Source organism: Kitasatospora cheerisanensis KCTC 2395 (assembly GCF_000696185.1).
GTDB lineage: Bacteria > Actinomycetota > Actinomycetes > Streptomycetales > Streptomycetaceae > Kitasatospora > Kitasatospora cheerisanensis.
The window spans coordinates 7,084,687-7,110,069 of sequence record NZ_KK853997.1 but is presented as its reverse complement, the minus strand read 5'-3'; the positions used below and the strand labels follow the sequence as shown (position 1 = coordinate 7,110,069).

Sequence of the window (25,383 nt, the reverse complement as noted above, 5' to 3'; positions counted from 1 at the left end):
CGGCCAGGCCCTGGGCGAGGGTGTCGTGGATCTCGCGGGCGAGGCGCTGGCGTTCGGCGAGGCGGCCGGCTTCGCGCTGGCTGGCGGCGAGTTCGCCGCGGGTGCGGACCAGGTCGTCGATGAGCTGCTGGCGGGCCCGGCTCTCCCGGTAGAGGGCGGCGTAGCCGTAGGCGGTGAGCAGGGCGACGGCGGCGCCGGCGAGCGGGCCGATCACCTTGGCGGTGGTGAGCCCGCCGGGGGTGGTGGCCTGGGCGGCGACCACGGCGACGGTCATCACGGCGACGGCGGGCAGCGCCCAGCGCAGCGGCAGGATGTGCAGGCAGACGAAGTACAGCGGGAACGCGAGGTAGCTGAACTCGGGGTGCTGGAGGGTGAGTTCGATCCACAGCAGGGCGACGACGGCCAGCCAGGCGGTGCCCAGGACGCGGGATTCGCGGATCTGCCGCAGCGCGCCGCCGGCGGCGTAGACGGCGGCGAGCGCCCCGGCGAGCGCCCAGCCGGCCGCGCCGAGCGCGCCGTCGGCGGCGGCGCGGATCAGCAGCACGGCGAGCAGGGTGAAGAACAGGCCGTGCACGGCGAGGTTGGCCAGCCGCAGGGCGGGGGTCGGGCCGGCGGGTGAGCGGTGCGGCTCGGGGCTTGTGGTTCGGTACGGGGCACGCCTTCCGAGGGTACGGGGCGCGGGGCGCGGGTCGGTGCGGCGCGGCATCAACCGTTCGATGGATTTTCGGGTGCACCGCCCGGTGGGTGCGCGATCCGCCCGTCTCTCCGATGGCAGGGCGGCCCGGAAAGGCGAAGGTGGAGTGGTCTCGTCCGGCTTGTCCTTCGGAAGGTTTCCCGTGTTCGTCGCATTGCGTGACATCCGATTCGCCAAGGGGCGGTTCGCCCTGATGGGCGCGGTGGTCACCCTGATCACGACCCTGGTGGTGTTCCTGTACGGCCTGACCGGCGGGCTGTCCTCGGCGGCGTCCTCGACGATCGCCGAACTCCCGGTGGACGGCGTGGTGTTCGGCGCTCCGGCGGGCGCGGAGCCGGAGGTGTCGTTCGCGTCCAGCACGGTGACGGCCGATCAGCAGGCGAAGGTGGCGGCCGCTGCCGGCACGAAGGACGCCCACCCGCTGGGCGTGGCGATGACCAGGCTGACGGCGCCCGGCGGCGCGGCCTCGGTGAGCGTGCTGGGCACCGACGCGGCGCTGCTGCCGCCGCTGTCGGCCGGTGCGGCGCCGAAGGACGGCGAGGTCGCGGTCGGCGCCGACACCGCGAAGGAGTACCGCCTGTCCCCGGGCAGCCAGGTCTCGCTGGGCGCGGAGAAGCTGACCGTCAGCGCCGTCACCGCCGAGCGCTCGCTCTCGCACGCCCCGAGCGTGTGGACCACGCCCGCGACGTGGCAGCAGGTGTCCGGCCAGAAGCAGCCGACCGCGGTCGCGGTGCACGGCACGCCGAAGGACCTGCCGTCCGACCTGAAGGCGATCGCCCGCGGCGACGCGCTGGCGGGCATCAACGGGTACTCGGCGGAGCGCGGCAGCCTGCAGATGATCCAGGGCTTCCTGTTCGCGGTCAGCGCCCTGGTGGTCGGCGCGTTCTTCACGGTGTGGACGGTGCAGCGCCGTCCGGACATCGCGGTGCTCAAGGCCGTCGGCGCGTCCAGCGGCTACCTGGTGCGCGATGCGCTGGCCCAGGCCGCGGCCGTGCTGGTGGCGGGTTCGCTGCTGGGCGGGGCGATCGGCGCGGTCGGCGGGGCGTTCGCCTCGGCCGCGGTGCCGTTCGACGTGGGCGTGCTGACGGTCGCGGTGCCGGTCGGCGCGATGGTGGTGCTCGGCCTGCTCGGCGCGGCCCTCGCGGTGCGCCGGATCACCGCCGTGGACCCGCTCGCCGCGCTCGGCGCCAACCGATGACCTCCGCACCCGACTCCCGGAAGGACTCTGCCATGACCACCACCACCGCCGTCCGCACCGGCCTCGCGCTGAGCGGCGTCACCCTCACCTACCCGGACGGCGAGAGCCGGCTGACCGCCCTGGACGATGTCGAACTGTCCGTCGCCCCGGGCGAGTTCGTGGCCGTGGTGGGCCCGTCCGGCTGCGGCAAGTCCAGCCTGCTGGCGGTGGCGGCGACGCTGCTGCGCCCCGACCGCGGCCGGGTGCTGATCGACGGGGTGGACGCGGGCGCGCTCGGCGAGCAGCAGCGGACCTCGCTGCGCCGCGAGCGCCTCGGCATCGTCTTCCAGCAGTCGAACCTGCTGGCCTCGCTGACGGCCGTGGAGCAGCTGCTGGTGCTGGAGTCGGTCCGCGGCCGCCGCCCGGCGGCGGCCCGGCGGCGCGCCGAGGAGCTGCTGGAGTCGGTCGGCCTGGCCGGTCCGAAGCAGCTGCGCCGCCCGCACCAGCTGTCCGGCGGCGAGCGCCAGCGGGTGAACATCGCCCGCGCCCTGTTCGGCAGCCCGTCGGTGCTGCTGGTCGACGAGCCGACCTCGGCGCTGGACCACGAGCGCGGCGCGCAGGTGGTCGAGCTGCTGGCCGGGGTGACCCGCACGCACGGCACGGCGACGGTGATGGTCACCCACGACCGCGAGCTGCTGGGCCGCACCGACCGGGTGCTGGAGATGCACGACGGCCGCCTGACGGCCCGTTAGGCGGCGTCGGGAGACCGCCCGGCGTCCCGTGGGGCGGCGTCCCAGCGGAGGCCGAGCAGCTCGTGCAGGGCCCGCTCCCCCGCCGCCGTCACCCGCACCGCCCGGCTGTCGGGCCGCCGCTCCACCCAGCCCGCCGTCAGCGCGTGCCCGCACAGGGCGGCGCCGACGGCGCCGGCCAGGTGCGGGCGGCGTTCGGTGAAGTCCAGGCAGGCCCGGACGGCGGCGCGCCGGCCGGGGGCGACGGTCACGCCGTTCGCGCCCAGCCAGTCGGTGCCGGCGGGGGTGAGAGCGAGTCCGTGCCGGTCGTCGAGCAGGCCGCGGGCGGTCATCGCCTCGGTGACGGCGACGCCGAGCGCCCCGGCGAGGTGGTCGTAGCAGGTGCGGGCGCGGGCGAGTTCGCCCTCCCGGCGGGCGGCCCGCAGCGAGGCCACCGGGGCCGCCGGGCCACCGGTGAACTGGGCGAGCCCTTCGACGAGTTCGGCGGCGGCGGGCCCGGCGAGCCGCAGGTAGCGGTGGCGGCCCTGGCGTTCCTCGGCGAGCAGCCCGGCGGCGACCAGCCGGTTCAGGTGGCCGGTGGCGGTGGGCGCGGCGACCTTCGCGTGGCGGGCGAGTTCACCGGCCGTCCAGGCCCGGCCGTCGAGCAGCGCGAGGCAGATCGCGGCCCGGGTCGGGTCGGCGAGCAGGGCGGCGGTGTCGGCGAGCCGGCGGGCGCTGGTCGAGGTGTCCACCCGTCCATGGTGCCGCGCCGACGCTTCGGCCGGGGCCGAAGCGTTCCCGGCCTACGGTCGGCGGCATGAACGACGACCGCACCTCCCACCGCGTGGTGGAGCCGCACATCCTGTACTTCGGCACCCCGGTGGTGCTGCTGAGCACGATCGACCCGGACGGCGAGGTCAACCTCGCGCCGATCTCCTCCGCGTGGGCGCTGGACCGCACCGTGGTGCTGGGCCTCGGCCCGGACGGGCAGACCTCCCGCAACCTCGCCGCCCGGCCCGAACTGGTGGTCAACGTGCCGGGCCCGGGCCTGTGGCGGCAGGTGGAGCGGCTGGGCGCCACCACCGGGCGGGCGGACGCGCCGCACTTCGTCCGCGACAAGTTCGGGCACGCCGGCCTGACCGCGCAGCCCTCGGAGCTGGTCGCGCCGCCCCGGGTCGCCGAGTGCCCGCTGCAGCTGGAGGCCCGGGCGGCGGACCTGCGGGCGGACGCCACCGGGGAGTTCCTGGTGGTCGAGGTGCACGTGCTGCGGGTGCACGCGGCGGACTCGATCACCGTGCCGGGCACCGACTACGTGGAGCCGGCCGCGTGGAGCCCGCTGGTGTACAACTTCCGGCACTACTTCGGGCTGGGCGCGGAACTCGGCCACTCCGCGCGCAGCCGCACGCCCCGCGCCTGACGGAGCATCAGGGGCGGGGCGTCGGACTCGGGGTGCCGGGGGGCGGGATGTCAGGCCCGGTCGCCGGCCGCCCACAGGTGGCGGATGTGGCCGAGGTGGCGGGTCATGCACTCCTCGGCGGCCTTGGCGTCGCCGGTGAGCAGCACGTCCAGCAGTTCGAGGTGCTCCTCGGCGGAGGAGACCAGCTCGCCGCGCTCGTCGAGCCGGTTGAGGCCGTACAGGCGGGAGCGCTTGCGCAGGTCGCCGACGGTCTCCACCAGGCGGGAGTTGCCCGCGAGGGCGAGCAGGTCCAGGTGGAACTGGCGGTCGGCCTCCAGGTAGCCGATCAGGTCGTGCTTGCGGGCGGCCGCGACGATCGCCTCGGCCTGCGGGCGCAGCGCCTCCAACTGCTCGGCGGTGGCGGTGCGGGCGACCCGGCCGACGGTCGGGACCTCGATCAGGGCGCGGATCTCGGTGAACTCGTCGAGGTCGCGCTCGCTGAGCTCGGTGACCCGGAAGCCCTTGTTGCGGACGGCCTCGACCAGGCCCTCGCGGGCCAGGTCGAGCATCGCCTCACGGACGGGCGTCGCGGAGACCCCGAAGTCGGCGGCCAGCGCGGGCGCCGAGTAGACCACGCCCGGGCGCAGTTCACCGGAGATCAGGGCGGCGCGCAGGGCGTGGGCGACCTGGTCGCGCAGCCGCTCCTGGACGGAGATGAGGTTGCGGGGCTTCAGGTCGGACATGGCGTTCCTCCGGGGCTTCAACAGAACCCCCATTGTACAATGTCACGTTGCGGAGCGTGAACGCCCTGATCCGGTTCCGCTTCCGCTTCGGCTCCGGTGACGGGCGTCGTACTGGGCCGCCGCCACCGCCAGATCCTGCCAGGCCATGCCGACGCTCTTGAACAGCCTCGGCCGATCATGGCGGACAACCGCCCCTCCGGTCACCAGTTCCGACAGATTGATCTGCCGTTCCTCCGCCGCCCCGGCCATCAGCAGGTCCCCGGCCTCCCGCCGGGCCACCGCCCGCGCCTCCACGAACAGCTGGGCCCGGCCCACCAGTTCGGCGTCCACCTCGCGGGCGTCCGGCTCGTGCGAGCCGACCGCCGCGACCGCCGCGCCGTCCGGCACCAGCCGCCCGTCGAACAGCGGGGTGCGCGCCGTGGTGCAGCACACCACCACGTCCGCCTTCGCCACCGCCTCCGGGCCGCCCACCGCCGCGTCCAGGCCCGAGGAGGCCGCGAAGCGCGCCAGTTCGGCCGCCGGACCGGGACGGCGGGCCACCACCGTGACCCGCTCCAGCGGCAGCACCGCGCGCACCGCCGCCACGTGCCCGAACGCCTGCGGGCCCGCGCCGAACACCACCAGGTGCGCGGCGTCCGGCCCCGCGAGGGCGCGCAGCGCGAGCGCGGTCACGGCGGGCGTGCGCAGCGCGGTGAGCGCCGCGCCGTCCAGCAGGGCGAGCGGCTGCAGCGTCGGACCGTCCAGCAGCAGGTAGCTGCCGGTGATCCGGGGCAGCCCCGCCGCCGGGTTGGCCGGCGCCACCCCCGCGACCTTCACCCCCGCGAACCCGCCGATCGCGGCGGGCATCAGCAGCAGCTCCCCCGCCGGCACCGGCACCGCGGAGCGCTGCGGGCAGTGCTCCACGTCCAGCCCGTCCAGCAGCGCGCGCTCCAGCGCCTCCACGGCGGCCAGGTGATCGAGCGTCAGCTCCAGCGTCGGTTCCAGTCCCTCGTTCGCAGCGCCCTCGTTCACAGCAGGAACCCCGCGCCGAGCGTGTCGTCGCCGTCCAGCACGAAGCGGTGCTCGCCGGTGCGGTGCGCGGTGCCGGTCACCTCGGTGACCACGCCGTCCCCGACCTGCTCGCGGACCCGGCCGGTGAACACCGTCCCGATGACCGAGTCGTGACGCAGCGTCTGCTCCGGGCGCAGCGCGCCCTCGTCGGCGAGCAGCGCCAGCCGGGCCGAGGTGCCCGAACCGCACGGCGAGCGGTCGATCTGCCCGTCCGCGAACACCGTCACGTTGCGCTGGTGCGGCCCCGACGGCGTGTCGGGCAGCTCGTCGTACAGGATCACCCCGTACACGCCGTCGCGGTACGCCGCGAGCGCCGGGTGCCCCTCCAGCGCCGCCCTGATCTCCCGCCCGGCGGCGGTCAGTTCGGGCAGCCGCTCGGGGACGACGGACAGGCCGAGCGCGGCCGCCGGCAGCGAGGCGTAGACCGCGCCGGAGTGCGCGAGGTCCACCGCCGGTGTTCCGCGGGAGGTGGCGAGTTCGACCTTCCGGCCGAGCACCCGGGTCGGCACGTTGCGGAACGTCACCCCCGTGGTCCGCCCGCCGCGCCGGTGCACCGTCGCACTCACCCGCCCCGACGGCACGTCGATCCGCACCAGCGCCGTCCCGTCGTCGGGCGCGGCCACCCGGCCGGTGTCCACCGCCCACACCCCGAGCGCCATCGTCCCGTGCCCGCACGCCGTCGAGTACCCGTCCTTGTGCCAGAACAGCACCCCGAAGTCCGCCTCCCCGTCGTCCGCCGCCACCACGAACCCGCCGTACATCCCCGCATGGCCCCGCGGCTCCCGCGTCAGCAGCCGCCGCACGTCGTCCAGCGCACTCGCCCGCGGCGCGGTGGCCGTCCCCCCGGCACCGATCGCGATGGCCCGCCGCTCGGCCACGCTGTCGCCCGGCACGGGCGGCAGCCCCCCGGTCACGATCCGGAACGGCTCCCCGGCGGTGTGATAGTCAGTGGTGGTGATGTTCATCAGGACTCCACGGCAGTACGCACGTTGACGATCGAACAGAACAGGAGCAGCACCGCGGCCGCGCCTCCCGGCCCGCCGCGACCGACGCGCAGCGGCCGGGCGCCGTGGCGCGGGGTCATCGGTTCTCGCCCGCCGGGAGGAGGCTGACGGTGCGGGAGGCGGTGTAGAAGTCGGTCGCGGTGCTGCCCTGTTCGCGGGCGCCGTAGGAGGCGGCCTTCGCGCCGCCGAACGGCAGGTGGAAGTCGACGCCGCTGGAGGGGGCGTTGACGCGGATCATGCCGGCGTCGAGCCGGTCCGCGGCGGCGAGGGCGGTGTCCAGGCTGCGCGAGTGGACGGAGGTGGCGAGGGTGTGCCGGGTCCCGTTGGCCAGGGCGATCGCCTCGTCAAGGTCGGCGGCGGGCAGCAGCACCGCGACGGGGCCGAAGAACTCCTCGTTGGCCAGCGGGTGTTCGGCGGGAACGTCGGCCAGCAGGGTGGGCTCCAGGTACCAGCCGGGCCGGTCCGCGCGGACGCCGCCGGTGAGCACTGTCGCGCCGGCGGCCTTCGCGCTGTCGATCGCGGTGAGCAGCCGCTCCAGCGCCTGACGGTTGATCACCGGCCCGCACGCGGTGGACGCCGACGACGGCTCCGCGGCCGGGAGCTGGGCGAGCGCCTTGGTGAGCGCCTCGGTCAGCGGCCGGTAGGCGTCGCCGACGGCGATCACCCGGCTGGTGGCGGTGCACTTCTGGCCCGCGTAGCCGGCGATCGCGGCGGCGAGGTGCGCGGCGGCCTGCGCGAAGTCGGCGTCGGGCAGGACGAGAGCGGAGTTGAGGCCGCCCATCTCGGCCTGCACCGGGATGCCGCGCCCGGCGGCGGTCGCGACGACCTGGCGGCCGACGGCGGTGGAGCCGGTGAAGGAGACGATGTCGGCGCCGGCGACCAGCGCCGCGCCCTCCTCGCCGCCGCCGGGCACCACGGTCAGCACGCCGTCCGGCAGGCCGGCCAGTTCGGCGAGGCGCAGCGCGCAGGCCGTGGCCTCGGGGGCGGGCTTGAGCACGACGGTGTTGCCGACGGCGAGCGCGGGCGCGGCCTTCCAGGTCGGGATGGCCAGCGGGAAGTTCCACGGCGTGACCAGTCCGGCGACGCCGTACGGCCGACGGCGCGTCAGCAGCAGCCCGGGCCCGGCGGCGGGCTCGTGGACGTCCCCGGCGGCGGCGAAGGGCGCCTGCGCGTAGTAGCGCCAGATCGCCACCGTGCGGGCCACCTCGCCGCGGGCCTCGGCGAGGGGCTTGCCGACCTCGCGGACCGTCAGCGCGACCAGTTCCTCGCCGGCGGCCTCCAGGGCGTTCGCGGCCCGGCCGAGCGCGGCCGACCGTCCCGCCGCGCCGAGCGCCCACCACTCGCGCTGGGCGGCCCGGGCCCGTCCGATCGCGTCCTCGACTCCGGCCGCCCCCACGGCAGGTGCGGAGACGACCAGGTCGTCGGGGTCGGCGGGGTTGTACGAGTCGACAGTGGTCACGATCGAAACACCTTTCGTTGCAAGGGAATTCGGGTCCGGGTGGGCCGGATCGGGGCGCGGGCCGGCGGGCGGCGCGCCCGGTTCCGCCGAACCGGACGTGGCCCGCCCGACGCCCGCGCCCCGGTCGCGCCCACCCGTTCCTTCCGCACCGGGCAGGCGGGCGGGCGGGCAGGCGGCCTAGAGCAGGAACCCGGCCGGGAACGGATCGGTCGGGTCGAGGAAGTACTGCGCGGTGCCCGTCACCCAGGCGCGGCCGGTGACGGTCGGCACCACGGCGGGCCGGCCGGCCACCGTCGTCTCCTCGACCAGGCGGCCGACGAAGGTGGTGCCGAGGAAGGAGTCGTTGCGGAAGTCCGCCCCGAGCGCCAGTTCGCCCCGGGCGTGCAGCTGCGCCATCCGTGCCGAGGTGCCGGTGCCGCACGGCGAGCGGTCGAACCAGCCGGGGTGGATGGCCATCGCGTGCCGGGAGTGCGCGGCGTCCGAGCCGGGGGCGAGCAGCTGCACGTGGTGGCAGCCGTGGATGCTCGGGTCCTCGGGGTGCACGGGCCGGTGCTCCTCGGAGGCGTTGATCGCGTCCATCATGGCCAGCCCGGCCGCCAGGATGTCGTCCTTGCGCTCGCGTTCGAACGGCAGGCCGAACTGGTCGAGCGGCAGGATCGCGTAGAAGTTGCCGCCGTACGCCAGGTCGTAGGTCACCGTCCCGTACCCGGGCACGTCAAGCTTGCGGTCGAGGGCGACCGAGTAGGAGGCGACGTTGCGGATGGTGACGCCGACGGCCGCGCCGTCGCGGACCTGGACGTCGGCGACCACCAGCCCGGCGGGGGTGTCGAGGCGGACGGTGGTGACGGGTTCGACGACCGGGACCATGCCGGTCTCGACCAGCACGGTGGCGACGCCGATCGTGCCGTGGCCGCACATCGGCAGCAGGCCGGAGACCTCGATGTAGAGCACGCCGAAGTCGGCGTCCGGCCGGGTCGGCGGCTGCAGGATCGCGCCGCTCATCGCGGCGTGGCCGCGCGGCTCGTACATCAGCAGGGTCCGGAAGTGGTCCAGGTGCTGCTGGAAGTGGGCGCGCCGCTCGGCCATGGTGGCGCCGGGGACGGTGCCGAAGCCGCCGGTGATCACCCGGGTGGGCATGCCCTCGGTGTGCGAGTCGACGGCGTGGAAGACGTGACGGGTCCGCATCGCGGTGTTCCCTCCTGACTGCTGATGATCCGGCCGGCCTGACGGTCCGTCACCCCGGCCCGGCCCGGGGCCGGTGGTCCGGCCCGGACCGCGCGCCCCCGAGGTCGCCGGTCCGGGCCGGGGCGGGCGGGCCGCCGCGGGCGTTACTTGTGGCCCTCGGCGAGCGCCTTCTCGGTGGCGGCGCGCACGGCGGCCTCGATCTCGGGGCGCAGCGGCAGCCGCGGGGCGCGGGTGGGTCCGCCGGTGCGGCCGGCCAGGTCCATGGAGAGCTTGATGGCCTGGACGAACTCGGTCTTGGAGTCCCAGCGCAGCAGCGGGTGCAGCGACTTGTAGAGCGGCAGCGCGGTGGCCAGGTCGCCGGCGAGGGCGGCGTGGTACAGCTCGGCGCTGGTGGCGGGGAGGGCGTTGGGGTAGCCGGCGATCCAGCCGACCGCGCCGGCCAGGGCGAGTTCGAGCAGGACGTCGTCGGCGCCGATCAGCAGGTCGAGGCCGGGGGCGAGTTCGGCGATCTCGTAGGCGCGGCGGACGTCGCCGGAGAACTCCTTGACGGCGACGATGTGGCCGGCCGCGTGCAGCTCGGCGAGCAGTGCGGGGACGAGGTCGACCTTGGTGTCGATCGGGTTGTTGTAGGCGACGATCGCAGGCCGGCCTTGGCGACCTCGGCGTAGTGGGCGCGGACGGCGTCGTGGTCGGCGCGGTAGGCGTTCGGCGGGAGCAGCAGCACGGAGCCGGCCCCGGCCTCGGCGGCCTGTTCGGCCCAGCGGCGGGATTCGGCGCTGCCGTAGGCGGCGACGCCGGGCATCACGCGGGCGCCGTCGCCGGCCGCCTCGACGGCGGTGGTGACGACCTTGGCGCGCTCCTCGGCGGTGAGGGTCTGGTACTCCCCGAGCGAGCCGTTGGGGACGACGCCGTCGCAGCCGTTGTCGAGCAGCCAGCGGACGTGCTGGGCGTAGGCGTCGTAGTCGACGGTGCCGTCCTCGTGGAACGGCAGCGTGGTGGCGACCATGATGCCGCGCCAGGGGCGGGCGGAGTCGTGGGCGGTGCGAGTCACGGGGATCTCCCTCGATATGATGTGTGACATTTTATAAGTGTTCGTGCGGGGCGCACAAGGGGCCCCGCCGAGCCGGCGCCCCACCGGGGGGCACCGGCCCTACTGCACGAACGGCTCGTCCGGCTCCGCGAGTTGCGCCAGCGGGACGGGGCAGGACAGCGGCCGGCTGTCGGGCCCGCCGAGCGGCCCGCCGGACAGGCAGGCCACGGCGGGCCCGCACATCCGGCCCTGGCACCAGCCCATGCCGGCCCGGGTGAGCAGCTTGACGGTGCGGGCGTCGGCCGCGCCCAGTTCGGTGACGGCCTCCCGGACGGCCCGCGCCGGGACTTCCTCGCACCGGCAGACGTCCGTGTCGTCGGTGACCCAGCCCGTCCAGTCCGGCCCGGGCGCGTGCGCGGCGGCCATCAGCGCGGCGAACCCGCGCCGCCGCCGGCGGACCGTCAACTCCCGTGCCGGGGCGGGCTTTCCGGCGACCGAGTGGGCGGCGAGCACGCCCTCGGCGAGCGCCAGGTCGGCGCCGCCGACGCCGCAGGTCTCCCCCGCCGCCCACAGCCCGGGCACGCTGGTGCGCTGCTGGGCGTCCACCCGCAGCGCGGCCGTGCCGTCGGCGGTGGTGACGGTGGCGGCGCCGAGCTCGACGGCCAGGTCGATCTGCGGGACGAGTCCGTGGCCGATGGCGAGCGCGTCGCAGGCGATCCGCCGCCCGCTGCCGGGCACCGGCTTCCAGCGGGCGTCCAGCCGGGCCACCGTGACGGCGGTGATCCGGTCGGTGCCGTGCGCCTCGACGACGGCCGCCCGGCGGCGCAGCCGGACCCCGTGCCGCAGCAGCCGGGCCGCGTGCTCGGCGCCCTCGGCGAGCTTGGCGGGATTGCCCGCCAGCACCGGCAGGCCGCGCCCGTAGCCGAGGTAGCCGGTCGCCTCGACGATCGCCGGGACGCGCGCCCCGGCGGCCGCCAGCGAGGAGGCGACGGCCAGCAGCAGCGGGCCGCTGCCCGCCACCACGATCCGCCGCCCCGGCAGCACCAGCCCGGACTTGAGCATCGCCTGCGCGCCGCCGGCGGTCACCACTCCGGGCAGCGTCCAGCCGGGGAACGGCAGTTGGCGCTCGTACGCGCCGGTCGCCAGCAGCAGGCCGCGGGCCGTGACGGTGGCCCGGTCGGCGCGCTCCGGCCCGCGGGTGGCGTGCAGCGTCCAGTGCTCGCCGCGTTCGGCGGCCCACACGTGGTGCTCGGGCAGGTGGTCGACCAGCGGGGCGGCGGCGAGGCGTTCGCGCAGCCGGTCGAAGGTCCGCCAGCCGTGGTGCAGCTTCTCCGGGCGGGCCGCGCCGAGTTCGGGCGCGGGGTGCCGGTAGTACTGCCCGCCGAGCCGGGCGCCGGCGTCCAGCAGCGCGACCCGCAGGCCGAGGGCCGCGGCGGCGTCGGCGGCGGCCAGCCCGGCGGGGCCCGCGCCGATCACCGCGAGGTCGTACCGGATCGGCCCGGCCTCAGACCGCGAGGTCGCCATGACCGTGTCCTTCCTGGGTGGTGACGGCGTCGCCGTGCTCGGCGGGCAGCAGGCAGAGCCGCTGGTTGGGGCGGCCGTTGACGGTGGCCAGGCAGTCGAAGCACTGGCCGATGCCGCAGAACGCCCCGCGCGGCCGCCCGCCCGTCCGGGTGGTGCGCCAGGCCAGCACGCCGTCGGCCCACAGGGCGGCGGCCAGGGTCTGGCCGGGCAGGGCGGGCACCGGCCGCCCGTCGAACAGGATGGTGCGGGCCGGCCCGGGCTCGGCGCCCACCAGATCGAGCGGATCCACGCTCACTCCTCCTCGTCGAACCGCTCGGGGCGGAACGGGCTCAGGTCGAACTCGGGCTTTTCGCCGACGAGTTGACGGGCGATCAGCAGGCCGGTGGCGGGGGCGAGTCCGATGCCCGCGCCCTCGTGGCCGCACGCCTGGTACAGGCCTGGCACCCGGGCGTCCCGGCCGATCGCGGGGAGGTGGTCGGGCAGGTAGGGCCGGAAGCCGCGGTAGGCGCGCTGCACGGCGACCGTGCGGAGCACCGGGAACAGCGCGGCGGCCTGGGCGGCCAGCCGGTGCAGCACCTCGGGGCTCAGCGTCCGGTCGAAGCCGACCCGCTCCCGGCTGGCGCCGATCAGCACCGGCCCGGCGGGGGTGCCCTCGACCACGGCGGAGGACTGCAGGTCGGCCGAGCCGGAGGCGACGTCGGCGACGTAGTCGGCGGCGTACACCTTGCGGCGGACGATCCGCGGCAGCGGTTCGGTGACCAGCACGAAGCCGCGCCGGGGCAGCACCGGGAGCCGGACGCCGGCGAGTTCGGCGACCGCGCCGCCCCACGTCCCGGCGGCGTTGACCACGGCGGGCGCGGCCAGTTCGCGGCGTTCGGTGACGACGCCGGTGATCGCGCCGCCGGGGCCGCGGCGCAGCGCGGTGACGGCCTCGCCGAGGTAGCGGTCGGCGCCGGAGGCGCGCAGCAGGTGGGCGGCGGCCAGCGCGGGCTGGACCTGGGCGTCCTGGGGGTAGAGCACGCCGCCGGGCAGGCCGTCGGCGAGGTGCGGCTCCAGCTCGCGAAGGTCGTCGGCGGCGACGGCGACGGCGTCCACGCCGGCGGCGAGCTGTCCGGCGGCGAAGCCGTGCAGGGCGTCGAGTCCGGCGGGGGCGGTGGCGACCACCAGGCCGCCCTTGGGCTCGTACTCGACGCGGTCGCCGAACTCCGCGGCGAGGTCGCGCCACAGCGTGGTGGAGAGCAGGGCGAGGTCGAGTTCGGGGCCGGGCTCCTTGTCGGAGACGAGCAGGTTGCCCTCGCCGGCGCCGGTGGTTCCGCCGGCCACCGGCCCGCGGTCGACCACGGCGACCCGGAGGCCGGCCTTCGCCGCGTAGTACGCGCAGGCGGCGCCGACCACGCCGGCCCCGACCACCACCGCGTCGTAGGAGGTTCGCTTCAACACGTCAGTAATATGTCACATGTCCAGAAGTACCGACAAGTCCCGCCGGGGCCGGCCCCGGAAACGCCGAACGGCCCCGGACCGTCCAGGTCCGGGGCCGTTCACGCGCGGTCGCCCGCAGGTCAGGTGATGTCGTCGATCTGGTCCCGGCGACCGGCCTGCACCGGCTCGACGGCGTCGACCGTCTCCGCGTCCTCGACGGCGTCCACCGTCAGGTCGAGCGCGGAGGCCTCCTCGTCGTCCAGCAGCGCGTCGGGGTTGCGGGCCAGCTTGCGCTTGTCGTTGAACACCGCGAAGCCGGCCGCCATGAAGTACAGCACCCAGATCGGCGCCGCCAGCGCCAGCATCGACAGCGGTTCGGCGGACGGCGTCGCGAAGGCCGCGAACACCGTGATGCCCATGACGAACCCGCGCCACCAGCCGAGCAGCCGCTTGCCGGAGAGCACCCCGACCACGTTCAGCATCACCAGGAAGAGCGGCAGTTCGAAGCCCACGCCGAACACCAGCACCATGCGGGTGATCAGGTCGAGGTAGGTCTCCACCGGCACGATCGACTTGACGCCGTCCGCCATGAAGCTGATCAGCATCTCCGCCGTGACCGGCATGACCACGTAGGCGAGCACCGCACCCGCCAGGAACAGCGGGGTGCCGAGCGCCAGGAACGTCATCGAGTAGCGCTTCTCGTGCTTGTGCAGGCCCGGCGCCACGAACTTCCACAGCTGGTACAGCCAGATCGGCGTGGCAGCCACCACACCGGCCGTGAGGCTGACCTTCAGCGCGACGACGAACGGCGTGGTCAGGCCGATGTTGGAGATCTCCACGCACTGCTTCAGACCGGCCGGCTTCGACCCGTCCGGATTGCACGCGGGCAGCGGGGAGATCAGGAAGTCCACCAACTGCCGGTGGTAGAACGCCGCGGCGATCGTGAACACGATGATCGCCAGCAGCGACTTGACCAGCCGGTTGCGCAGCTCGCGCAGATGGTCGGCCAGCGCCATCCGCCCCTCAGGGTCCTTGGGCGCTTTGGTCGTCTTGCTCAACCCGGTCCTCGAATCGTGCGCTCGTCGGTGGTCGGAGTGGTGCGGCCGGTGCCGTTCAGGCGGCCCGGTCGGTGCGGGAGGCGCCCGGGGCGGGCTTGACCACCCGGTCCGGCTCGGCGGCCGGCGGCGCGGCGGGGCCTCGGCGCCGGCCGCGAACTCGCCGCGCAGCGCCTTGCCCTCGGCCTTCAGGATCCGCAGCGACCGTCCGAGCGCCCGCGCGGCGTCGGGCAGGCGCTTGCCGCCGAACAGCAGCACGGCGAACACCACGACCAGCAGCAGCGCGGCAGGTGACAGGATCCGCATCGGAGCACCGCCTTCCTTGTCCGGGAGGCAGGGCTCCCCCTCTGCGGGCGATGGTAGCCGCTCGGGGTGTCGCGGCGGGAACCCGGTCCCCAACGATCGGTGACCGGGCCCTCTCCGCCGCGGCGGCGGCCGGCGCCGCCCGGCGGTCAGTCCTGCTCGGCGGCCCGCCGGAGCGCGGCGACCGCCCCGTCCACCTCGCGGGTCAGCGCCCGGGCGTCCAGCCAGAGCCGGGCGGCGAGCACCCCGAGCACCAGCAGGCCCGCGGTGGACAGCAGCACCGCGCCGACCAGGGTCCAGTTCATGTGCGGGGCCTTCCTATCCGTCCACCGGCAGCAGCCGCATGGTGTGCACGCCGGCCGCGGTGAGCGCGGCGACGATCTTCTCCCCGGCGATCTTGCGGACGGACGCCCCGCAGGCCGGGCAGGTGAAGCTGTAGAAGGTGCGCTCCCGGCTGGCGCCGAGCGCCAGCCGGAACTCGGGGGCCGGGAGCTCGACCTTCTCCCGGCACTGCGAGCAGTACACCTTGAATCTGGTGCCCTCGGTCACGTGGTTCAGACCTGTCCGTCCCGGTAGTGCTCCAGTGCCGCCAGCGCGGCGGTGCGGGCCTGCTCGGCGAGCTGCGGCGGGGCGGTGATCCGCCCGTCCCGGCCGAGCCGCAGGGCGAGCGGGCGCAGCCCGGACGGCTCGGCGGAGCGCAGGGTGATCCGCAGGCCGCCGTCGGGCAGCTCCTCGGCGCTGTCGTGGGTGTAGTACTCGGCGACCCAGCGGCCGCCGGGGCCGACCTCGACGACCACCTGCGGGTCGTCGGCGTCCGGCGCGACCAGGCCCGCGGACAGGTCGCGGGGCTGGAGGCGGGGCGGGTTGGCGGGCTCGTCGAGGACCTTGATCTCGGCGATCCGGTCGAGCCGGAAGGTACGCCGGTCCTCGGAGGTGCGGCACCAGCCTTCCAGGTAGGTGTGGCCCTCCGTGACCAGCCGGATCGGGTCGACCTCGCGCTCGGTGAGCTCGCCGCGGCCGTGCGACCAGTAGCGCAGCCAGATCAGCCGGCCCTCGCTGAGCGCCCGGTCGATGTCGGCGAAGACGGTGCCCTCGGCCTCGAAGGTGACGCCGATCCGGGCGGCGGACTCGGCGCTCTCGCCGGCCGCGTCCTCGATCTTGGCGACGGCCCGGGTGAGCGCCTGCCGGTCGCGTTCGCGCAGGCCGGGCAGGCCGGCCACGGCGCGGGCGGCGACCAGCAGCGCGGTGGCCTCGTCGGCGGCCAGCCGCAGCGGCTGGGCGACGTCGTCCACGTTGTGCCACCAGATCCGCTCGCCGTCGGTGTCGATGTCGAGCAGGTCGCCGCCGCGGAAGGAGGTGCCGCACATCGGCAGCACGTTCAGGTCGCCGATCAGTTCGCGCTCGGTGATCCCGAACGCCCGGGCCACCTCGGCGACCTCGGCGCCGGGCCGCTCGCGCAGGTACGTCACCAGCGACAGCATCCGCCGCGTCTGGTCGATGGCATTGCTCACGACTGAACCTCCGCGAGACCGGCGACCGCGCGCAGCCGGTCGATGACGTCGGCCCGCAGGTCCTCGGGGCCGATCACGATGACGTCGGGCCCGTACTCGGCGAGGTCGGCGCCCAGGCCGTTGCCGTACGGGATGTCCAGCTCGTCCCAGTCGGCGTCGACCGGCCGGGCGTCGTCCAGGGCGCGCTGGCGCAGCGGGTAGGCGGCGCCGCGGCGGATCCGGACCACGGCGGTGGCGGTCGCGCCCTCGCCGGCGAACCGGGCGACCACGGCGCGCACGTCGACGTGCTCGGGGACGTCGCCGGTGAACGCGCCGGCCCGGGAACGGACCTTGCCGGTGATCCGGGACAGCCGGAACACCCGGGCGGAGCCGCGGTCGCGGTCCCAGCCGGCCAGGTACCAGTGGCCGCGCCAGCACTCCAGCGCCCACGGCTCGACCGAGCGGGGCTCGGCGGTGGCGGCGCCGGCCTTGCGGTACTCGAAGGTGACCGGGCGCCGGTCGCGGGCGGCGACCAGCAGCGGTTCGAACGCGGCCTCCCGGCCGGGGATCCGCGGCTCCAGCGCGCCGTGCTCGCGCTCCTCGGCGAACGGGACGCCGGCGGCGCGCAGCTTCTGCAGCGCCCCGCTGGCCGCGCCGGACATCTTGGCCTGCTGCCAGACCCGGGCAGCGAGGGCGAGCGCGGCGGCCTCCTCGGCGTCCAGGGCGATCTCGGGGAGGCGGTTGCGGTCGCGGCGGGCGAGGTAGCCCACTTCGCCGTCGAGCGCGTTCTCGTCCACGTCGATGATCAGGCCGAGTTCGCGCAGGTCGTCCTTGTCGCGCTCGAACATCCGGTTGAAGGCGTCCTCGGAGCCCTGTTGCCAGGCCTCCCGGTACGCCTCGACGGATTCGCGCAGCTCTTTCTTGGAGAGCGGACGCCGGGTGTTCATCAGGCACAGGGCGAGGTTCATCAGCCGCTCTGCCTTGGCGATCGCCATCGCTGACCTTTCCTCCGATCGGGGGGTGACCCGCCGACCGTACCGGTACGGACACGCTCCGCGAAAGCCGAACCCCCGGCTCCTGGCGGAACCGGGGGTTCGGTGGTGCGTCCGAGGTCAGACGCCCAGCAGGTCCACCACGAAGATCAGGGTGGAGCCGGCCGGGATCAGCGGGCTCGGGGACTGGTTCCCGTACGCCAGGTGCGGCGGGATGATCAGCTCGCGGCGGCCGCCGACGCGCATGCCCTCGACGCCCTGGTCCCAGCCCTTGATGACCCGGCCGCCGCCCAGCGGGAAGCGGAAGGTCTGGCCGCGGTTCCAGGAGGCGTCGAACTCCTCGCCGGAGGCGAAGGTGACACCGACGTAGTGGACCTCGACGACCGCGCCGGCCTTGGCCTCGGCGCCGTCGCCGACCACGATGTCGCGGATCTGGAGCTCGGTCGGGGCGTCGCCGCCCGGGAAGTCGATCTCCGGCTTGGTCAGGCTCACTGTTGCTCTTCTCGTTCGGTTGCGTGAACGGGGTTCATCCTAGGCGCAGCGGCGGGCGGGTCAGTCCTCGCCGCCGACGCCGGCGTCCAGGATGTCGATGACGAACACCAGGGTGGAGTTGGCCGGGATCGAGCCGCTGGCCTGGTCCTTGTAGGCCAGCGAGGCGGGGATGACCAGTTCGATGCGGCTGCCGATGTTCTGGCCGACGACGCCCTTGTCCCAGCCCTCGATGACGCTGCCGGCGCCGGTGGCGAAGGTGAACGCCTGGCCGCGGTCGAGCGAGGAGTCGAACTTCTTGCCGTCCTTGTACAGCGCGCCGGTGTACTGGACGACGACCTTCTCGCCGCTCTCGACCTTGCGGCCCTTGCCCTGGATCAGGACGTGCGACTTCAGCTCGGTCGGGTCGGCGGCGCCGGGGACGGGGGTGATGTCGAACGGCTTCTTGCCGTTGTCCTTGACCTGCGGCATGCCGGCCGGCGGCGCGGTCATCTCGCCGCTGAGCACCGCGTCGGGCGCGGTGGACTGCCGGATGTCGAGGACGAAGACCAGGCTGTCGGTGGCGCCGACGCCGAGCTGGGTGTTGCCCTGGGCGCCGAACGCGGCACCGGGCGGGGCGACCACCAGCAGGCGGCTGCCAGCCTTGTGGCCGGTGACGGCCTTGTCCAGGGCGGGGATCAGCTTGCCGGCGTCGGCCTGGTACAGCTGCGGCTTGCCGTTCTGCTCCCCGTAGGAGCCGGGGATCTCCTTGCCGGTGTTCCAGTCCATCGCGGTGTAGTCGACGGAGACCCAGTTGCCCTTCTCGACCTTCGCGCCGGTGCCGGCGGACAGCTCCTTGACGACGAAGGTGCCGTCGGGCTTGTCCTGCGGGACGGTGATGGTCGCCTTGGAGCCGAAGTCGCCGGTGACGGTGGGCAGCGCCTTGGCGTTGTCCTTGATCGGCGGCACCGGCTCCTGGCTGGGCGTGTCGGTGGCGGCGGGCTTCGCCGCGTCGGACTTGGCGGCGGGCTTGTTGTCGTCCTTGTTGACCACGTACATGGTCACCGCGGAGCCGATCAGCAGCACCGCGAGGACGGTGCCGAGGATCGCGCCGAGGCGGCCCGAGCTGCCCGGGTCCTCGTCGTAGCCGGCCTCGGAGAGGTCGACCTTGCGCTGCGTGGAGGCGAAGACCTGCGGCGCCTCGTCGTCCTTCTCCCCGGAGCCCTTCACCGACTCGGACGGCGCGGCCCAGCCGGCCTGGGTCAGCAGTTCGGCGGGGACGACGATCGACTCGCGGTCTCCCGGACGCTGCTGCCCGGTCTTGCCGGCCTCGTCCGGGCCAGACGTTTTCTCAGACATGACTCCCCATTCATCTCGCCCGACGACGCGTGAACCACTGGTGCGGGGCAGCAGTATGTCAGGTCGGAATGAGAGCGGGTCAGTCCGGTCCGGGCCCCGTTGTCAGGTGGTGGTCAGACAGCTTCCAGGATGTCGATCACGAACACCAGGGTGGAGTTCGGCGGGATCGATCCGCTGGCCTTGTCGCCGTAGCCCAGCGACGGCGGGACGACCAGCATCACCCGGCTGCCGACGCTCTTGCCGACCAGGCCCATGTCCCAGCCCTTGATCAGGCTGCCGGTGCCGACCTGCAGCGCCTGCGCCCCGCCGTGGTTCCACGAGGAGTCGAACTGCTTGCCGTCGGCCCAGGTCACGCCGGTGTACTGGACCACCAGGGTCTGACCGGACTTCACCTCCGGGCCGTCGCCCTTGACCAGCACGTACTGCTGGAGGTCGGTGGGCGGCTGCTCGCCGGACGGGATCGTGATGGTCGGCGCGGCCTTGCCGTTGTCCTTCACCTGGGGGGCGTTCGCGGGCGGCGCGGTGACCTGCCCGGAGACGGTGGAGTCCTGCGGCACCGACTGCACGATGTCCAGCACGAACACCACCGTGTCGTCCTTGCCGACGCCCAGCGCCGTCGACCCCTGGGCGCCGAACCCGGCGGACGGCGGGGCGACCACCACCAGCCGGCTGCCGACCTTCTTGCCCTGCACGCTGACGTCGAACGCCGGCACCAGCTGCCCGCTGCCCGCCTGGTACAGCTGCGGCTTGCCGCCGGAGTCGTAGGAGCTGGTCAGGTCCTTGCCGCTGGTCCAGTCCTTGGCGGTGTAGTTGACGGTCACCCAGTCGTTCTTGTTGACCGTCGCCCCCGAGCCCTCGCTCTCGGTGCTCACCACGAACTGGCCGCTGGGCTTCTCGGCGGGCAGCGTGATCGTCGCCTTCGACCCGAAGTCGCCGCTGATCGTCGGCATCGGCGAGGCGGAGGCCACCGGGCTCGGCACCTCCACCGGCGAGGCGGTCGCCGAGGGCGTCGCCCCGGCGGACTTGCCGGAGTCGCTGCCGCACGCGGTCAGCAGCACGGCGGCGAGGGGGACGGAGAGCAGGCAGGCGATTCGACGCATGAGGTCAGCGTATGGCCCGATTCGTCCGGTCCGTCGGAGGCACTCGGGCGTGCCCCCGACGGACCGTCACCGACTGCGTCACATGCCGGCGATCAGCTTCTCCACCCGCTCGTCGACCGAACGGAACGGGTCCTTGCACAGCACGGTGCGCTGCGCCTGGTCGTTCAGCTTCAGGTGCACCCAGTCGACGGTGAAGTCGCGGCGCTGCTCCTGGGCGCGCCGGATGAAGTCGCCGCGCAGCCGGGCCCGGGTGGTCTGCGGGGGCACCGACTTGCCCTGGAAGGTCAGCAGGTCGGTGGTGACGCGCTGGGCCTGGCCGTTCTTCTGCAGCAGGTAGAACAGGCCGCGGCGGCGGTGGATGTCGTGGTAGGCGAGGTCGATCTGGGCAACCCGCGGGTTGGACATCGTCATCTGGTGCTTGGCCCGGTACTTCTCGATCAGCTGGTACTTCATGATCCAGTCGATCTCGGTGCCGACCTTGCCGAGGTCCTCGGTGCGCACCGCCTCCAGGGTGCGGCCCCACAGGTCGAGGACGCGGGCCACGGTGCCCTCGTTGAGGCCCTTGCGGTCGGCGAACTCGAGCGCCTTGGTGTAGTACTCCTCCTGGATCTCCAGGGCGCTGGCCTCCCGGCCGTTGGCCAGCCGGACCTGGTGGGTGCCCGTCAGGTCGTGGCTGACCTCGCGGATCGCCCGGATCGGGTTCTCCAGCGTCAGGTCGCGCATCACCACGCCGGCCTCGATCAGGCGCAGCACCAGGTCGGTGGCGCCGACCTTGAGCAGCGTGGTGGTCTCCGACATGTTGGAGTCGCCGACGATGACGTGCAGCCGCCGGTAGCGCTCGGCGTCGGCGTGCGGCTCGTCACGGGTGTTGATGATCGGGCGGGAGCGGGTGGTGGCGGAGCTGACGCCCTCCCAGATGTGCTCGGCGCGCTGGCTGACGCAGTAGACGGCGCCGCGCGGGGTCTGCAGCACCTTGCCGGCGCCGCAGATCAGCTGACGCGTCACCAGGAACGGGATCAGCACGTCCGCCAGGCGGGAGAACTCGCCGTGCCGGGCGACCAGGTAGTTCTCGTGGCAGCCGTAGGAGTTGCCGGCCGAGTCGGTGTTGTTCTTGAACAGGTAGACGTCGCCGGCGATGCCCTCCTCGTGCAGCCGCCGCTCGGCGTCCACCAGCAGGCCCTCGAGGATCCGCTCGCCGGACTTGTCGTGGGTGACCAGCTCCACCACGTCGTCGCACTCGGGGGTCGCGTACTCGGGGTGGGAGCCGACGTCGAGGTAGAGGCGGGCGCCGTTCTTCAGGAAGACGTTGCTGCTGCGGCCCCAGGAGACGACACGGCGGAAGAGGTAGCGGGCGACCTCGTCCGGCGACAGGCGGCGCTGCCCCCGGAACGTGCAGGTGACGCCGTACTCGTTCTCGAGCCCGAAAATTCGGCGGTCCATATGGCGACTCTTCTCTGTGGGAAGCTCCGTGAAACCCCTCGTGCGGTGATGGATCGTCAGGCGGCCCGCCCGGCAGGGGGCGGGCCGCCGGGGGCGGTCATTCGGTGTCGGCGGCGCCGTCGTCCTCGTCGGTGGCGGCGCTCTCGTCGCCGCTGAGCAGCCGGGACAGCTGGCCGCCCAGGATGCGCTTGAACTTGCGCTGCTGGAGCCGCTGGCGGTCGAGGACGGCGACCTCCAGCTGTTCGGGCGTCAGGGTGCGCGGGCTGCCGCCGTTGGGGTCGCGGGCCAGGCCGTCGACGGCGAGCTTGAGCGCCTCGGTGAGCGTCATGCCGGTGCGGTGGCGCTGGCCGAGGTAGTTGCCGATGGAGTCGGCGTTGCCGCCGACCACGACGGCGTTCTTCTCGTCCACCACCGAGCCGTCGGGGGTGAGCCGGTAGATCTGGTCGTCGTCGCCGGTGCGGCCGACCTCGGCGACGATCAGCTCGACCTCGTAGGGCTTCTCCCCGACCGAGGAGAAGATGGTGCCGAGGGTCTGGGCGTACACGTTGGCCAGGCCGCGGGCGGTGACGTCGGCCCGGTCGTAGGAGTAGCCGCGCAGGTCGGCGTAGCGCACGCCGCCGATCCGCAGGTTCTCGAACTCGTTGTAGCGGCCGACCGCGGCGAACGCGATCTTGTCGTAGATCTCCGAGACCTTGTGCAGGGCGCGCGAGGTGTTCTCCGCGACGAAGACGATGCCGTCGGCGTAGGTGAGCACGACCACGCTGCGTCCGCGGGCGATGCCCTTGCGGGCGTACTCCGCGCGGTCCGCCATGGCCTGCTGGGGCGAGACGTAGAACGGCGTGGACACCGCCGGTCTCCCTTCGGGTGGTTGAGGCGGACTCAGAGAAGCGGGGCCTGCGGGCCGTTGGGGTGCTCGCGCCGCTGGTCGGTGATGGACACCGCGATCGCGGCGACCTCCTCCTCGGTGAGGCGGCGGAAGCCGTCCTCGGTGATCAGCGTGACGATCGGGAAGATCTTGCGGGCCAGGTCGGGGCCGCCGGTCGCCGAGTCGTCGTCGGCGGCGTCGTACAGCGCCTGGACGGTGAGGGTGGCGGCCTGCTCGCCGGTCATCCCCTCCCGGTAGAGCTTCTTCATCGCGCCGCGGGCGAACACCGAGCCGGAGCCGGTGGCGGCGAAGCCCGCCCGCTCCTCGGAGCGGCCGCCGGTGACGTCGTAGGTGAAGATCCGGCCGCGGCCGAGGTCGAGGTCGTAGCCGGCGAACACCGGGACCACCGCCAGGCCCTGCATGGCCATCGCCAGGTTGGACCGGATCATCGTGGTGAGCCGGTTGGCCTTGCCCTCGAAGGAGAGCACGGTGCCCTCGATCTTCTCGTAGTGCTCCAGCTCCAGCTGGAACAGGCGCACCATCTCGATGGCGAGGCCGGCGGTGCCGGCGATGCCGACCGCGCTGTACTCGTCGGCCGGGAAGACCTTCTCCATGTCCCGCTGGGCGATGACGTTGCCCATGGTGGCCCGGCGGTCGCCGGCCAGCACCACGCCGCCGTCGAACACCGCGGACACGATGGTGGTGCCGTGCGGGGCCTCGACGGTCAGGCCCTCCGGGAGGGTGCGCCGGCCGGGGAGCAGCTGCGGTGCGTGGCTGTCGAGGAAGTCGATGAACGACGAGGAGCCGGGGGTGAGGAAGGCAGCCGGTAGACGCCCGGTGCCACTGAGGTTGGCTTCCACACGTGTCCTTCCAGATCGAAGATCCAAAGTTGGAGTTGTGCCCCGGACCCTACCCGCTCCGGGGGCCCGATCCACGTCCTTCGGCGACGGGCCACGTCCTTCGGCGACCGGCCGCGGAGAAGACGAGGCCGCAGGCGCGCTCAGGGCACACCTGCGGCGCTCGCCGTGCTCTTTTCCCGGTGAAAGGGGGTCCCCCCTCTCACTCGCCGCCCTTCTGCACGAATCCACGCACGAAATCCTCGGCGTTGGATTCCAGCACCTCGTCGATTTCGTCGAGTACCGCGTCGACGTCGTCGCTGAGCTTTTCCTGCCGCTCCTTGAGGTCGTCCGAGGCCTGAGTTTCCGCGGCCTGCTCCTCGACCTCCTCGGAGGAGCGGCTGGCCCGCTGCTGGCCTCCGCCGGTGTCCTTCTCCGCCATTTTCCTCACCCCGCTCGCTCGGTGTTCTCGTTCAACGCTCGCTGCTCACCTGGATGATTCCCCGTCCGGGAATGTTCACCCGTGGTGATCGAAAAGTTACCCGCCGGAGAGGACGCGCACCAGGTCCTCCGCGGTGCGGCACCGGTCGAGCAGTTCCTTGACGTGCGCCCGGGTGCCGCGCAGCGGCTCCATGGTGGGCACCCGCTGGAGGCTGTCGTGCCCGGGCAGGTCGAAGATGACGGAGTCCCAGGACGCGGCGGCGACGTGGTCGGCGTACTGCTCCAGGCAGCGGCCGCGGAAGTAGGCGCGGGTGTCGTCGGGCGGCTGGGAGACGGCGCGCCGCACCTCGTCCTCGGTGAGCAGGCGCTCCATCCGGCCGCGCGCCTCCAGGCGGTTGTACAGGCCCTTGTCGGGGCGCACGTCGCTGTACTGGAGGTCGACCAGCTGGAGCCGGGAGCTGTCCCAGTTCAGCGCGTCGCGCTGGCGGTAGCCCTCCAGGATCTCCTTCTTGGCGACCCAGTCGAGCTGCCGGGACAGGCTCATCGGGTCGCGCTCCAGCCGGCCGAGCACGTCCTCCCAGCGGGCCAGCACGTCCGTGGTCTGGTCGTCGGCGTCCTGCCCGTAGCGGTCCTCGACGTATTTGCGGGCCAGTTCGCAGTACTCCATCTGCAACTGGACGGCGGTCAGCTTGCGCCCGGAGCGCAGCGACACCAGGTGCTTCAGGTCCGGGTCGTGGGAGATCCGGTGCAGGGTGCGGACCGGCTGGTCGACGGCGAGGTCGACGGCGATGAAGCCGTCCTCGATCATCGACAGGACCAGGGCGGTGGTGCCGAGCTTCAGGTAGGTGGAGATCTCGGAGAGGTTGGCGTCGCCGATGATGACGTGCAGCCGGCGGTACTTCTCGGCGTCGGCGTGCGGCTCGTCGCGGGTGTTGATGATGGGACGCTTGAGGGTGGTCTCCAGGCCGACCTCGACCTCGAAGTAGTCGGCGCGCTGGCTGATCTGGAAGCCGTGCCCGCCGCCCTCCTGCCCGAGGCCGACCCGGCCGGCCCCGCACACCACCTGGCGGGAGACGAAGAACGGGGTGAGGTGGCGGACGATGTCGGCGAACGGGGTGGCCCGCTGCATCAGGTAGTTCTCGTGGGTGCCGTAGGAGGCGCCCTTGTTGTCCGTGTTGTTCTTGTAGAGCAGGATCCGCTGCCCGTTGGGCAGTTCCAGCGCGCGGGCGGCGGCCTCGGCCATGATCCGCTCGCCGGCCTTGTCCCAGAGCACCGCGTCCCGCGGGTTGGTGACCTCGGGCGAGGAGTACTCGGGGTGCGCGTGGTCGACGTAGAACCGGGCGCCGTTGGTGAGGATGACGTTGGCCAGGCCGATGTCCTCGTCGGTGAGCTGGCTGGCGTCCGCCACGTCCCGGGCCAGGTCGAAGCCCCGGGCGTCGCGCAGCGGATTCTCCTCCTCGAAGTCCCAGCGGGCGCGGCGCGCCCGGTGCATCGCCGCCGCGTACGCGTTGACGATCTGGGACGAGGTGAGCATGGCGTTGGCGTTGGGGTGGCCGGGCACGGAGATGCCGTACTCGGTCTCGATCCCCATCACGCGCCGTACGGTCATGCGGCCCTCCTGACCC

26 protein-coding genes and 1 pseudogene are annotated in these 25,383 nt (G+C 73.8%); 3 read left to right on the top strand and 24 right to left on the bottom strand.

Going from position 1 to position 25,383, the window contains the following annotated elements; genetic code table 11:
- Positions 1–706 (bottom strand): histidine kinase (locus tag KCH_RS31950; RefSeq protein WP_244305520.1); only part of this gene is annotated, 706 nt, incomplete at its 3' end.
- Between the two features lie 130 nt (positions 707–836).
- Here KCH_RS31950 and KCH_RS31945 point away from each other — a divergent pair.
- Together KCH_RS31945 and KCH_RS31940 are read left to right on the top strand one after the other, a co-directional pair.
- Positions 837–1,892 (top strand): ABC transporter permease, encoded by a 1,056-nt coding sequence (locus KCH_RS31945; protein ID WP_035868868.1) that lies wholly within the window; start codon positions 837–839, stop codon positions 1,890–1,892.
- A gap of 32 nt (positions 1,893–1,924) precedes the next feature.
- Positions 1,925–2,623 (top strand): ABC transporter ATP-binding protein, encoded by a 699-nt coding sequence (locus KCH_RS31940; protein ID WP_035868866.1) that lies wholly within the window; start codon positions 1,925–1,927, stop codon positions 2,621–2,623.
- On the opposite strand, the gene KCH_RS31935 is transcribed toward KCH_RS31940, so the two are convergent.
- The gene (locus KCH_RS31935; RefSeq protein ID WP_035868862.1) at positions 2,620–3,351 is read right to left on the bottom strand and encodes an ArsR/SmtB family transcription factor; all 732 of its coding nucleotides are present in this window, start codon (positions 3,349–3,351) and stop codon (positions 2,620–2,622) included. The two genes, KCH_RS31940 and KCH_RS31935, sit on opposite strands and share 4 nt — an antisense overlap.
- A 65-nt stretch (positions 3,352–3,416) precedes the next feature.
- On the opposite strand from KCH_RS31935, the gene KCH_RS31930 reads away from it, so the two are divergent.
- Positions 3,417–4,016 carry a flavin reductase family protein gene (locus tag KCH_RS31930; RefSeq protein WP_035868860.1) on the top strand — a complete coding sequence of 200 codons (600 nt, stop codon included), beginning with the start codon at positions 3,417–3,419 and terminating at the stop codon, positions 4,014–4,016.
- A gap of 50 nt (positions 4,017–4,066) precedes the next feature.
- On the opposite strand, the gene KCH_RS31925 is transcribed toward KCH_RS31930, so the two are convergent.
- The 22 genes and pseudogenes from KCH_RS31925 to dop form a co-directional block, all read right to left on the bottom strand.
- Entirely contained in the window at positions 4,067–4,738 is a 672-nt protein-coding gene (locus KCH_RS31925) for a GntR family transcriptional regulator (RefSeq protein ID WP_035868858.1), read from the bottom strand.
- A 42-nt stretch (positions 4,739–4,780) separates the two neighbouring features.
- Positions 4,781–5,749, bottom strand: a complete 969-nt coding sequence (locus KCH_RS31920) for an ornithine cyclodeaminase family protein (RefSeq protein WP_244305519.1) — start codon at positions 5,747–5,749, stop codon at positions 4,781–4,783.
- A complete protein-coding gene (locus KCH_RS31915; protein WP_035868855.1) occupies positions 5,746–6,753 on the bottom strand; it encodes a proline racemase family protein in 1,008 nt (335 codons plus the stop codon). The genes KCH_RS31920 and KCH_RS31915 overlap by 4 nt, the downstream gene beginning before the upstream one ends.
- Positions 6,754–6,868: 115 nt before the next feature.
- Positions 6,869–8,251, bottom strand: a complete 1,383-nt coding sequence (locus tag KCH_RS31910) for an aldehyde dehydrogenase family protein (RefSeq protein WP_035868852.1) — start codon at positions 8,249–8,251, stop codon at positions 6,869–6,871.
- 177 nt (positions 8,252–8,428) lie between these two features.
- Entirely contained in the window at positions 8,429–9,436 is a 1,008-nt protein-coding gene (locus tag KCH_RS31905; protein ID WP_035868850.1) for a proline racemase family protein, read from the bottom strand.
- A 143-nt stretch (positions 9,437–9,579) separates the two neighbouring features.
- A pseudogene (locus KCH_RS31900) lies at positions 9,580–10,517 on the bottom strand (dihydrodipicolinate synthase family protein).
- A 69-nt stretch (positions 10,518–10,586) separates the two neighbouring features.
- Positions 10,587–11,990, bottom strand: a complete 1,404-nt coding sequence (locus KCH_RS31895; RefSeq protein WP_051653674.1) for an FAD/NAD(P)-dependent oxidoreductase — start codon at positions 11,988–11,990, stop codon at positions 10,587–10,589.
- Entirely contained in the window at positions 11,971–12,279 is a 309-nt protein-coding gene (locus KCH_RS31890) for a (2Fe-2S)-binding protein (RefSeq protein WP_425268853.1), read from the bottom strand. The genes KCH_RS31895 and KCH_RS31890 overlap by 20 nt, the downstream gene beginning before the upstream one ends.
- A gap of 2 nt (positions 12,280–12,281) precedes the next feature.
- Positions 12,282–13,430, bottom strand: coding sequence for an NAD(P)/FAD-dependent oxidoreductase (locus KCH_RS31885; protein WP_035868844.1), 1,149 nt, complete (start codon positions 13,428–13,430; stop codon positions 12,282–12,284).
- A 119-nt stretch (positions 13,431–13,549) separates the two neighbouring features.
- Entirely contained in the window at positions 13,550–14,770 is a 1,221-nt protein-coding gene (gene tatC / locus KCH_RS31880) for a twin-arginine translocase subunit TatC (RefSeq protein WP_084224036.1), read from the bottom strand.
- A 146-nt stretch (positions 14,771–14,916) separates the two neighbouring features.
- Positions 14,917–15,072 (bottom strand): hypothetical protein, encoded by a 156-nt coding sequence (locus KCH_RS41845; RefSeq protein WP_157032277.1) that lies wholly within the window; start codon positions 15,070–15,072, stop codon positions 14,917–14,919.
- Positions 15,073–15,085: 13 nt separating this feature from the next.
- Positions 15,086–15,316, bottom strand: a complete 231-nt coding sequence (locus KCH_RS31875; RefSeq protein WP_051653673.1) for a CpXC domain-containing protein — start codon at positions 15,314–15,316, stop codon at positions 15,086–15,088.
- 5 nt (positions 15,317–15,321) lie between these two features.
- Entirely contained in the window at positions 15,322–16,248 is a 927-nt protein-coding gene (locus KCH_RS31870; RefSeq protein ID WP_051654077.1) for a helix-turn-helix transcriptional regulator, read from the bottom strand.
- Between the two features lie 26 nt (positions 16,249–16,274).
- Positions 16,275–17,252 (bottom strand): helix-turn-helix transcriptional regulator, encoded by a 978-nt coding sequence (locus KCH_RS31865; protein WP_035868838.1) that lies wholly within the window; start codon positions 17,250–17,252, stop codon positions 16,275–16,277.
- Positions 17,253–17,369: 117 nt separating this feature from the next.
- A complete protein-coding gene (locus KCH_RS31860) occupies positions 17,370–17,741 on the bottom strand; it encodes an FKBP-type peptidyl-prolyl cis-trans isomerase (protein ID WP_035868835.1) in 372 nt (123 codons plus the stop codon).
- A gap of 60 nt (positions 17,742–17,801) precedes the next feature.
- Positions 17,802–19,076 carry an FKBP-type peptidyl-prolyl cis-trans isomerase gene (locus KCH_RS31855; RefSeq protein WP_051653672.1) on the bottom strand — a complete coding sequence of 425 codons (1,275 nt, stop codon included), beginning with the start codon at positions 19,074–19,076 and terminating at the stop codon, positions 17,802–17,804.
- Positions 19,077–19,189: 113 nt separating this feature from the next.
- A complete protein-coding gene (locus tag KCH_RS31850; RefSeq protein ID WP_035868830.1) occupies positions 19,190–20,176 on the bottom strand; it encodes an FKBP-type peptidyl-prolyl cis-trans isomerase in 987 nt (328 codons plus the stop codon).
- 78 nt (positions 20,177–20,254) lie between these two features.
- Positions 20,255–21,616 (bottom strand): Pup--protein ligase, encoded by a 1,362-nt coding sequence (pafA, locus tag KCH_RS31845; RefSeq protein ID WP_035868829.1) that lies wholly within the window; start codon positions 21,614–21,616, stop codon positions 20,255–20,257.
- A gap of 97 nt (positions 21,617–21,713) precedes the next feature.
- Positions 21,714–22,463, bottom strand: a complete 750-nt coding sequence (prcA, locus tag KCH_RS31840; protein WP_035868827.1) for a proteasome subunit alpha — start codon at positions 22,461–22,463, stop codon at positions 21,714–21,716.
- A 32-nt stretch (positions 22,464–22,495) separates the two neighbouring features.
- A complete protein-coding gene (gene prcB, locus KCH_RS31835; protein WP_035868824.1) occupies positions 22,496–23,341 on the bottom strand; it encodes a proteasome subunit beta in 846 nt (281 codons plus the stop codon).
- Between the two features lie 199 nt (positions 23,342–23,540).
- On the bottom strand, positions 23,541–23,759 hold the full coding sequence (locus KCH_RS31830; RefSeq protein ID WP_035868822.1) for a ubiquitin-like protein Pup: 219 nt from the start codon (positions 23,757–23,759) through the stop codon (positions 23,541–23,543).
- A 96-nt stretch (positions 23,760–23,855) separates the two neighbouring features.
- Positions 23,856–25,367 carry a depupylase/deamidase Dop gene (gene dop, locus KCH_RS31825; RefSeq protein WP_084224035.1) on the bottom strand — a complete coding sequence of 504 codons (1,512 nt, stop codon included), beginning with the start codon at positions 25,365–25,367 and terminating at the stop codon, positions 23,856–23,858.
- Between the last annotated feature and the right edge of the window lie 16 nt (positions 25,368–25,383).

Excerpts from the sequence above, each read along its gene's own strand:
- KCH_RS31850 (WP_035868830.1), bottom strand. The coding sequence starts at position 20,176 with ATGCGTCGAATCGCCTGCCTGCTCTCCGTCCCCCTCGCCGCCGTGCTG.
- dop (WP_084224035.1), bottom strand. The coding sequence starts at position 25,367 with ATGACCGTACGGCGCGTGATGGGGATCGAGACCGAGTACGGCATCTCC.
- pafA (WP_035868829.1), bottom strand. The coding sequence starts at position 21,616 with ATGGACCGCCGAATTTTCGGGCTCGAGAACGAGTACGGCGTCACCTGC.
- KCH_RS31940 (WP_035868866.1), top strand. The coding sequence starts at position 1,925 with ATGACCACCACCACCGCCGTCCGCACCGGCCTCGCGCTGAGCGGCGTC.
- tatC (WP_084224036.1), bottom strand. The coding sequence starts at position 14,770 with ATGCGGATCCTGTCACCTGCCGCGCTGCTGCTGGTCGTGGTGTTCGCC.
- KCH_RS31915 (WP_035868855.1), bottom strand. The coding sequence starts at position 6,753 with ATGAACATCACCACCACTGACTATCACACCGCCGGGGAGCCGTTCCGG.
- KCH_RS31855 (WP_051653672.1), bottom strand. The coding sequence starts at position 19,076 with ATGTCTGAGAAAACGTCTGGCCCGGACGAGGCCGGCAAGACCGGGCAG.
- KCH_RS31865 (WP_035868838.1), bottom strand. The coding sequence starts at position 17,252 with ATGGCGATCGCCAAGGCAGAGCGGCTGATGAACCTCGCCCTGTGCCTG.
- KCH_RS31930 (WP_035868860.1), top strand. The coding sequence starts at position 3,417 with ATGAACGACGACCGCACCTCCCACCGCGTGGTGGAGCCGCACATCCTG.
- KCH_RS31870 (WP_051654077.1), bottom strand. The coding sequence starts at position 16,248 with ATGCTGTCGCTGGTGACGTACCTGCGCGAGCGGCCCGGCGCCGAGGTC.
- KCH_RS31925 (WP_035868858.1), bottom strand. The coding sequence starts at position 4,738 with ATGTCCGACCTGAAGCCCCGCAACCTCATCTCCGTCCAGGAGCGGCTG.
- KCH_RS31905 (WP_035868850.1), bottom strand. The coding sequence starts at position 9,436 with ATGCGGACCCGTCACGTCTTCCACGCCGTCGACTCGCACACCGAGGGC.
- KCH_RS31830 (WP_035868822.1), bottom strand. The coding sequence starts at position 23,759 with ATGGCGGAGAAGGACACCGGCGGAGGCCAGCAGCGGGCCAGCCGCTCC.
- KCH_RS31895 (WP_051653674.1), bottom strand. The coding sequence starts at position 11,990 with ATGGCGACCTCGCGGTCTGAGGCCGGGCCGATCCGGTACGACCTCGCG.
- KCH_RS41845 (WP_157032277.1), bottom strand. The coding sequence starts at position 15,072 with ATGAACTGGACCCTGGTCGGCGCGGTGCTGCTGTCCACCGCGGGCCTG.